The organism is Helicobacter didelphidarum (genome assembly GCF_003364195.1).
Taxonomy (GTDB): domain Bacteria; phylum Campylobacterota; class Campylobacteria; order Campylobacterales; family Helicobacteraceae; genus Helicobacter_A; species Helicobacter_A didelphidarum.
In genome coordinates this window covers 1-9,443 of sequence record NZ_NXLQ01000037.1, presented here as the reverse complement: position 1 = coordinate 9,443, position 9,443 = coordinate 1, and the positions used below count along the sequence as shown (strand labels likewise).

The following is a 9,443-nucleotide window of genomic DNA, read 5'->3' as shown; positions in this document are numbered from 1 at the left end:
TCAAAAGATTAAAAATAGTTTTTTGTTTAATCTTTTAAAATTTTTCATATTTTTTAATTGTTTTAAAAATTTCCTTTAATTTCCCAATTTTTTTTTTAAGTAAATTTTATGACAATTTTTAATTGTCTCAAAAGGCTATTTTCTTTTAAAATTTTTTTGTTTTTTTTATTTGTAAATTCTTTTTATCCAATGGTTTTATTTAGTAGCTTGGGGGGGGGGGGTAATGATAACACTACCGATGTAAATATACTTACTGTTTTTTTCCAGGATTTTATTCATAATTTATATCGTTCATTTTTTCCAAACCTTGCTTTATTTTTTTGTCTTTTTTATATTTTGCACTTTTTAGAGAAATATCTCAGCAAGGTTCTGGCTCTAGCGATTGCAATATTTTGTTATCTTTCAACTTTTCTTGTAATTTTAATAGATTTATTTTTAGTCATAGTTTTTCATAACTCGTTAAATGATGTCTTTGTTAATATTATTTTATCAACAAATCCAAATGAAGCAATCGGTTTTTTTGATACATATTTTAACTTGCGTGTAAGTATGATTATGCTTCTGTTTGTGGTATTTTCAATAGGTTTTTTATTTATAAGACTTCCAAAAATTCATCTACCAATTCAATCAAAAAAACTTAAAGCCATTCAAATTGTAGCTTTTATTCTATTTGTTATTTGTCTTTTTGAAATAGTTTATAGAAATGTTTATTTTGCAAAGAAAAATATTATATGGCAATGGTATATTGCTATTTCAAATAATATGCGGGAAAGTAGTGAATTTCTTAAACATTATAATCAATACAAGCGAGTCAAACAGGATTCCAATGATTTTTTAGAACAAAAGAAAGAGTATCCTATTGAGATTCAAGGGAAGCTCCCACAAAATATCGTATTGATTATAGGTGAATCTACAACAAGAAATTATATGAGCTTATATGGATTTGGATTACCAACAACTCCTCATTTAGAACAATTAAAGAAAGAAGGAGGCTTATTTGTAATGAATGATATAATAGCACCACATGGACACACAAATGAATCATTGCGAAAAGTCCTTACTTTCTCTAATTATGAAAATAGTGATACCCCATGGTATAAACAAATGAATATTTTGAATGTTATGAATCTAGCAGGTTTTGAGACTTTATGGCTAAGTAATCAAGAAACTATTTCGATATATGGGAATGCACCTGAAGTTATTGCAACACATGCTAATACAGTAGAATTTACAATGTATCGTGGTTCTCTGTATTCATCAAAGTTTTATGATGGTGCACTTTTAGGTGTTCTTGATAAGTATCGTAACAATCAATCACAAAAGCCACATTTTTATGTTCTTCATCTTATGGGGACACATTTTCCATATATAAAGGGCTACCCACAAAGTTTTAATATGTTAAAACCAGATGATTTTAAAGTGGGTAAATTTCCCAATGATGCAAAAACAAAAGCGGAATATTCTAATGCTGTGCTTTATAATGATTGGGTTGTGAATAAGATTATAGAACAATTTAAAGAGAGTGAATCTATTATATTGTATTTAAGCGATCATGGAGAGGAAGTGTATGATTTTCGTAGTTTTTATGGGCATAATGATTTTGCCGGCTCAAGATTTATGGTAGAGATACCATTTATACTCTACTTAAGTCCAAAAGCAAGAGAATCTTTCCCTAATCTTACAGCAAAAATAAATCTTGCAGTGAATAGACCATTTATGACTGATGATTTTATCCATGCTTTTCTTGATATATTGGATATAAAAACACCTGATTTTGAAGAATCTCGCTCACTTTTCTCTCCTAATTTTAATGATAAACGCGTAAGAAAAATTTTTAATGGGAAAGACTATGATAAAGAGGTAAAACAACAGCAATGCACTAATTGTGAAATAAATAAGAATTGATTATTCCTAGAAACTTGATGAGGTAGTTATATGTTGCTCTATTTTTTAAGAAATCCTAGAAGAATAGGTACTTTATGTTCTAGTTCTAAGGAATTAAGTTGTGCAATTACAAATAATATAGGACTAGAAAATGCTCAATATATCGCAGAAATAGGACCAGGACTTGGGGTATTCACACAAGAAATTTTACGAAAGAAAAACAAAAACGCACAATTTTTTGCTATTGAAATTAACACAAAGATTGCTAAAAAGCTACAAGAAAAGTTGATGGATGTTGAAGTTGAAAACGAAAGTGCAGAAAAACTTTTACAGATTATGAAAAGAAAACAAATTGAATATCTTGATGTTATTGTGTCTGGGTTACCTTGGAGTGTTTTTAGTCAGAAAGAACAGGATTGTTTGCTTGATTGTATTCATGAAGGGTTGAGAGATAATGGTTGTTTTGCTACTTTTGCTTATATTTTTCCCACACCTCAAGCAAAAAAATTTAAAAAGAAATTATTTAAATATTTTAAAAATGTAAGAATCTCTAAAATTATTTGGAATAATTTTCCTCCCGCCTATGTATATTATTGCAAGAAATGAGTTTCCATTTTTTGATATTATTGTATGGATTTTCAAATCAAGAATTATAATGTTTATATAAAAGGTAAAATTTATGATACATTTAATACATCAAAGTATAGCCATATTCCATAAAGAGAGAAATGATAAATATCTTGAGAGTTTTTAAAAAATAAAGCAATGTCAGAAAGATTCTTGAAAAACTTTTTGTAAAAAAATGAGTGTATTTATTGCAAAATAAAGAAGAGGAAAACCAAATTTTGAAGCATGTTTCTAAAGAAAATCTGGTATTTTTAGTAAAATTGAAGCAGATTCTACCAAAAATACACAAGAGTCTTGAGGAAATTCCATATTTTGAAATGTCTCTTCAGCCTCTCAATAGGATTCTTTGAATCAAAATAAAATATATCTTGTAACTTATAAAACTTTTATGATTCCCCCATCATGCGAGTAACAAGACGTTTCATTTTTTCATTCACTTTTTTATTAGCATTGTGAATTTGATTTGTCATACGTTCCCATGCATCTTGCGAGCTTAGACCACCATCTTTTGGTGGAACTTTATAATATTCACCATCACTCCTTAGCTCATATCGCTGTAATGTATCATTGAGTTGAAGTGTAAGAATTTGCATAAGTTTTTCAGCGATATTTTTTTCAAGTGCAGGGGTCAGTAATTCTACTCTACGTTCCAAATTTCTTGGCATAATATCAGCACTTGCAAAATAAATTGATTCTTTAGCATGTTTGAAATAATAGATTCTTGCATGCTCCAAATATTTACCAACAATTGAATAAACACAGATATTTTCGCTTAACCCCTTTACGCCCGGTTTTAAGCAACATACACCTCGTATAATAAGATCTATTTTTACTCCAGCCTGCGAAGCCTTATAGAGTGCATTGATGACATCAATATCTACACATGCATTAGCTTTAAGAATAATTTTTCCTTGTTCTTTATGTATTGTTTCATCGGCAATAAGTTTGAGTAATTTCTCTTTTATTTGGATTGGTGCAGTATAAAGAGTATCTAGTCTTGCTTGTTTTGAGCTACCGGTTGAGAGTGAATGGAAAAATTTTACCGCATCTTTTGCAAATGATGGATTTGCGGTTAGCAAACTTACATCTGTATAAATTTTTGCAGTTTGTGCATTGTAATTTCCAGAACTTAAATGCACATATTCTTGTAGTTTGTCTCCGTTTTTACGAATCACAAGGGCAATTTTAGCATGGACCTTTAAAGTTGGAACACCATAAATTACATGTGCTCCAGCAGATTCCAATGCTTTTGCCCAGTGTAAGTTGTTTTCTTCATCAAATCTTGCTTTTAACTCAACAAGAACTGTTACTTGTTTATTTTCCGCAGCTTCTGTTAATGCCTTTACAATAGGAGAATTGCGTCCAACACGATAAAGTGTCATGCGAATTGATAACACATCCGGATCTTTTGCAGCTTGCTGAATAAACTCTACGACAGAATCAAAACTTTCATATGGGTGAAATAATAAAATATCCCCTTTCTCTATTGTATCAAAAATATTAAGGGCACTTTCAAGTGGCGGAAGGACTTTTGCAACATAATGAGGGAGAGTAAGATAAGCATACTCTTTTAATCCAACTAACTCCCAAAATGTATTAAATCCAAGAGGAACTCTGTATTCATAAATATCTTCTTTTGGTATGTTTAGCTGACTATTAATAAATGCAAGCAATTTGTGATATTCAGCTTCTTTGTTTGTTATACCAACTTCTAGTCGGACAACTTCCCCTTTTTTTCTTGCCCTCAATCCCTCGCTCATTAATACTATGAAATCGTCTGCTTCATCTTCTTCAATTTCCATATCTGCATTTCGTGTAACTCTGAATGGAATATAAGCGATTGTTTCATATCCTTCAAAGATTTCTCCTGCAAATTCCCCCACAATACTTTCAGTTAAAACGAAAGAATCGTGATTTACTCTCACAAAACGTTTTAAAACACGAGAAATTCTTACCATTCCATATTTAACCTCATTCGTTTCTTTGTTTTTTAATAAGAGTGCAATACCAAAACTTAGATTATTTAAATGAGGGAATGGATGCACAGAATCTACAACAATGGGAACAATAATTGGGTAGAGATAATTTTTAAAATACTTATACATTTCCTGTTTTGTATTTGTATCAAGATCATCAAAATTACGCACAATGAGTTTTTCTTTTGCAAGAGATTTCTTAATGTCATTATAGAGAGATTCTACTTCATGCTTTTCCCTATTAATATATTCCCGTATTTCAGTAAGCTGCTCAAGAGGACTAAGCTTATCCGCACCACTTTCAATTACACCATTTGCAAAAAGTCTTTGCAAACCTGCCACACGAATCATATAAAACTCGTCTAAATTTGTGCTGTAAATTGCTAAAAATTTAAGTCGTTCAAGCAAAGGAAGTTTTGTATTTTTTGCTTCATTTAATACGCGCGTATTGAATCTTAACCAGCTTAATTCACGATTAAAATACATATCTCTTTGTGCGATATGATCTGTTGTTTGCACTATTTTTTCTTTTTGCATTGCTTCTCCTTTACATTCAATCAAACTAAGATACTCAAGACTTGTTTATATTTTACATTAAATTCTAAATATTCAAAACTATTTTTTAACAAAATATATTATTTTTTGTTTTTATGTGTTACATCATTGTTGTATGCAATCTCAATATTTTTTTACATACAATACTATTGGAATTATAAACCTTACTTTATGGAGAAATTCTGGGACTATGGTCTTTGTGAATAAGTGGTTTTTGAAAATTTGGACTAGAAATTATAGAACATGATTTTTTTATTATTCTGAAATATTATTTAATCTGCGGGAGAAGATATTCGATTATATAGACTATTCAAAATTTCAGAATCTTGGAAACAGAGTCCCAAAGATTCTGAAAAAAGAGTAATGAAAAATCACATTTTTATTGCAAATAAAACTTATGCTTGGGCTTGTGGGTTTTGTTGTTTCATCATTTTAATTTCATTTACAATATTCAATACGGCAATTAATGCCAAATGATAGCTTAAAGGTCCAAAACCAGTAATCATTCCAACACTTACAGCACCTGTTACACTTATTTTGCGTTCGGGTTCACGAGCTTGAATATTACTTAAGTGAACCTCAACTACTGGCACACCAGAAGCAATAATTGCATCAGCAAGAGAAATAGAAGTGTGAGATAAGCCTCCTGGATTCATAATTACACCCTCATACTCTCCGCCAACACACTCTTGTAATTTGTCAATGATTTCACCTTCAAAATTACTTTGATAAAATTCTAATTCAAGTGCTTCACCATTTGCCTCTTTTTGCTGTGTAGCAAATGCTTTCATATTGTTATGGATTTGCTCTAAAGTCATTGTGCCATATAATCTTGGATCTCTATGCCCCAACATATTGAGATTTGGTCCTTGAATCACTAAAATTTTCATTGTGATCTCCTATTTAAAGTTTGATTTTGAATTTTATCCTAAAAATTTTATACTTTCAAGCGTATGGGGCAAAAAACTTCGTAAATTTCGTGAAAATATATAGTATAATTGTATAATATTTGTTTGCATTATTAAGGAATGACTATGGAAAATAACCCATTACAAGATGTTCTACAATTATTCTATCAGATAATAACAATTCCACATGGTAGTGGGAATACAAGCGAAATGTGTGCATTCTTACAATCTTTTATTAAGGCACAGAATTACACAATTAAAATTGATACACATGGAAATATTCTTGCATTTAAAGAAGGTGAAAGACCCAAAATTTGTTTTCAAAGTCATTATGATATGGTGTGTGTTGGCATGGTTGCAAAAAAATTTCCTCCAAAACTTCTTGAGAATAAAATACAAAATGGCAATATTATGCAAACATGGTTGAATGCCCAAGATTCAAGTTTAGGTGCAGATAATGGTATGGGTTTGGCTATTATGCTTTATTGCATGAAAAATCAAATGAATGCTGAATTTCTTTTTACCAATAATGAAGAGATTGGTATGATTGGTGCAAAGAATCTTGAAATTCCAATTCAATCAAAAATTTTGCTTAATTTAGATTCCGAAGTGTTGGGTGAAATTACAATAAGCTGTGCTGGTGGATATGATCTTGCATATACGACTCATTTTGAGGTGGAAAAAGTATTGCCCAATCAATACTATTATGTTTTACAATCTCATAATTTTGCTGGTGGGCATAGCGGTATAGATATTGGAAATTCCGCACCAAATTATCGTAATGCTATTTTAGAAAGTGCAAAATTTCTTTATAATGGATTGCAACAATATATTATAAAACCATCTATTAGCATCATTAATTGGCAGGGCGGTGAAAAACGCAATTCAATACCCACAAATTCTAAAATTATCTTTGCAAGTGAACAGAAATTAAATTTCCAACCAAATGAATTTTTTACAATTAGTGAATTAGAAAATATTAATAATAGACGCATTAAACAAGTGAATGAAGCTTTTTTGCAACCACCACAAGGATTGAATTTTAATATTTTGTATGAGTTTTTACAAAATATTAAAATTGGGGTTTTGCAAAGAGATAATAATGATATGATTCAAAATTCGCGCAATCTTTCTCATATTTCATTTGCAAATGGAATATTATCTTTATCATTTATGGGACGTGCAAATACCAAGAGTCTTTTAGATGAAAATCTTGTTACTTTAAAGGAATCTCTCCAACAATCTTTACCAAAGCAAAAAATAGAAAGCACAATAATAGAATCTAGCGAGTATTATGCTCCATGGGAGAAACAGCAAGATTTTGATTATCAAACTTTTTATAAATACAGTGAAAAATACTTGTCTGCTTATTCGCAAGATTACATAAAAAGTGGTAATACAGAAAATATAACTAATTTTATGCATACACTTTCAATCCTTTATCAAAGCATGGCAGTGCATACACAAGCATTTCATATTACACCAAAGATTGTAGAATTACATGCTGGACTTGAATGTGGTATTCTACTTGCAAAATTTAGAGAAATGGGGTTAGATGATATAGTTTCTTTAAGTATTGGTCCCACAATCCAATTTCCTCATTCAACAAAAGAGAGGGTATGGATTGAGAGTGTGGGGGTAGTTATTTCTATTTTGCAAGATTTTGTGGCGAGAATATATGATTAAGATATTTTCAGATATTGATATTTCATGGAGCTTTATTATTTATTGTGCAAACATTATTCTTTTATACACATTAGTTTTACTAATTTTTAGTGCTTGTTCGCCACTTACTACGATTAAACATGCTGTTAAAACCACTTATGTTCCAAAATATAATGTATTTTCAAGTTCGATTGCGAAACCTTACGAGAAAGAATTAGAGAGTAAGAAAAATGGTGGTTTTATTATTGCTGATGGCACAAGTGCTCTACTGCATCGTTTAGCATTTGTGCAAATGGCACAGAAAAGTATTGAAATTCAAACTTATATTTATAAAAATGAACTCACTTCAAAGTTGTTGATTTATGAAATATATCAAGCTGCAAATCGTGGCGTAAAGGTAAGAATTTTAATTGATGATAATGGTATTTCATCTGATTTATATGACCTTATATATTTAGACAGCCATGAAAATATTGAAGTGAGAATCTTTAACCCATATTTTTTTCGTTTTGGAATCTTACGAGCATTTGAAGCACCATTTGATTTTAACCGTATTAACAGACGTATGCACAATAAACTTTTTATTTTTGATGATACAGTGTTAATTGCCGGTGGACGTAATATTGCTGATGAGTATTTTGATAATGCGAGTATTAATTTTACGGATACAGATTTACTTTTTATTGGAAATCTTGCAAAAGATGCGAAAGTTAATTTTGAAGAATTTTGGAATTATAGACGCAGTATTCCTGTGAGCCTCTTTCCAAGTAAGCATAAAATAAAACAATATAATAAAAGAATCCAAAGCACATTGCAAGAGGAGCAACGATACAATGTTGATCTTGCACAATGGCAAGATTACCGTAATGATATTGATGATTTTAAAACAAAATATATGAATAAGGAATTTGAAATAGCATGGGGTGAAGGGATTTTTCTAGCAGATTTACCAAAAAAAATTGATAAAGATAGCGAGTTTATTACAACACCAATTCTTGATGGACTTACCTATTATTTAAATCATGCAAAAGATTCTATTATTATTTCCTCTTCATACCTTGTTCCTGGAGATGCAACTCTTGATATTTGGCATGAGTTTATCCAACGCGGTGTACAAGTGCAGATTTTAACGAATTCTCTTGCTTCAATCGATGTTGTTCCTGTGTATTCTCATTGGGAGAAATATCGCGATAAACTTGTGCAAATGGGCATTGAAGTATATGAATACCCACATTTAGAATCTTCAAAGGCAAAATTAAAAGATAAAGCAAAATTTTATAACACAAAAAAAGGTCGAGTGAGTTTGCATTCAAAGAGTATGATTATTGATGAAGATATTGTTGCTGTTGGAAGCTTTAATCTTGATTATCGATCGGCTATGTTAAATACAGAAAGTATTGTATTTTTTAAAAGTGAGCAGTTAGCAAAAAAATTGAAAGAAATTACGCAACAACAAATGTCAGAATCTTATCAAATTGTATGCGATTCTTTTGGTAAAAAATGCCATTGGGAAATTCTTCTGGGTGACAATCAAGAAATCAAGAAATTTAGCAAACCACCCAACACAAGTTTATGGTTAAGATTTTATAAAACAATGGCAAAAATTATACCCGAAAAACTTTTTTAATGCGTATTTTTATAATACTTCTTCGAGGATAAAGAGAGTAAAAATTGATTATTTTCTAAGCAATGATAATCTTAGCAAGTAGGTTTACATGCACGAAGTGATTATAAATTATAACCTTAAAATTACCCCCCTAAAACCCCCTATTTATCGCTTTACATATTCTTATAAAATATGCTTTTTTGTATTGTGGAATATAAAACT

7 protein-coding genes are annotated in these 9,443 nt (G+C 30.3%); 5 read left to right on the top strand and 2 right to left on the bottom strand.

Annotated elements, in window-relative coordinates:
- The first annotated feature begins 108 nt into the window (after positions 1-108).
- From CQA53_RS09665 to CQA53_RS13610, 3 genes are all read left to right on the top strand, one after another.
- The gene (locus CQA53_RS09665) at positions 109-1,905 is read left to right on the top strand and encodes a phosphoethanolamine transferase (protein WP_115543791.1); all 1,797 of its coding nucleotides are present in this window, start codon (positions 109-111) and stop codon (positions 1,903-1,905) included.
- Between the two features lie 30 nt (positions 1,906-1,935).
- A complete protein-coding gene (locus CQA53_RS09660) occupies positions 1,936-2,490 on the top strand; it encodes a class I SAM-dependent methyltransferase (RefSeq protein WP_115543790.1) in 555 nt (184 codons plus the stop codon).
- 239 nt (positions 2,491-2,729) lie between these two features.
- On the top strand, positions 2,730-2,861 hold the full coding sequence (locus CQA53_RS13610; RefSeq protein WP_281271185.1) for a hypothetical protein: 132 nt from the start codon (positions 2,730-2,732) through the stop codon (positions 2,859-2,861).
- Between the two features lie 36 nt (positions 2,862-2,897).
- Here the strand turns inward: CQA53_RS13610 and CQA53_RS09655 are convergent, their stop codons facing one another.
- The gene (locus CQA53_RS09655; protein ID WP_115543789.1) at positions 2,898-5,024 is read right to left on the bottom strand and encodes an RNA degradosome polyphosphate kinase; all 2,127 of its coding nucleotides are present in this window, start codon (positions 5,022-5,024) and stop codon (positions 2,898-2,900) included.
- Positions 5,025-5,437: 413 nt separating this feature from the next.
- Entirely contained in the window at positions 5,438-5,932 is a 495-nt protein-coding gene (gene aroQ, locus CQA53_RS09650; RefSeq protein ID WP_115543788.1) for a type II 3-dehydroquinate dehydratase, read from the bottom strand.
- A gap of 144 nt (positions 5,933-6,076) precedes the next feature.
- On the opposite strand from aroQ, the gene CQA53_RS09645 reads away from it, so the two are divergent.
- A complete protein-coding gene (locus CQA53_RS09645) occupies positions 6,077-7,636 on the top strand; it encodes a zinc-binding metallopeptidase family protein (protein WP_245945857.1) in 1,560 nt (519 codons plus the stop codon).
- Complete coding sequence (locus CQA53_RS09640) at positions 7,629-9,242, top strand: phospholipase D family protein (protein WP_115543786.1); 1,614 nt, start codon at positions 7,629-7,631, stop codon at positions 9,240-9,242. Before CQA53_RS09645 ends, CQA53_RS09640 begins: the two co-directional genes overlap by 8 nt.
- Positions 9,243-9,443 lie beyond the last annotated feature (201 nt).

What these genes read in the sequence shown, in the direction of transcription:
- CQA53_RS09665 (WP_115543791.1), top strand. Translation starts at nt 109, where the DNA reads ATGACAATTTTTAATTGTCTCAAAAGGCTATTTTCTTTTAAAATTTTT.
- CQA53_RS09660 (WP_115543790.1), top strand. Translation starts at nt 1,936, where the DNA reads ATGTTGCTCTATTTTTTAAGAAATCCTAGAAGAATAGGTACTTTATGT.
- CQA53_RS09655 (WP_115543789.1), bottom strand. Translation starts at nt 5,024, where the DNA reads ATGCAAAAAGAAAAAATAGTGCAAACAACAGATCATATCGCACAAAGA.
- aroQ (WP_115543788.1), bottom strand. Translation starts at nt 5,932, where the DNA reads ATGAAAATTTTAGTGATTCAAGGACCAAATCTCAATATGTTGGGGCAT.
- CQA53_RS09645 (WP_245945857.1), top strand. Translation starts at nt 6,077, where the DNA reads ATGGAAAATAACCCATTACAAGATGTTCTACAATTATTCTATCAGATA.
- CQA53_RS09640 (WP_115543786.1), top strand. Translation starts at nt 7,629, where the DNA reads ATGATTAAGATATTTTCAGATATTGATATTTCATGGAGCTTTATTATT.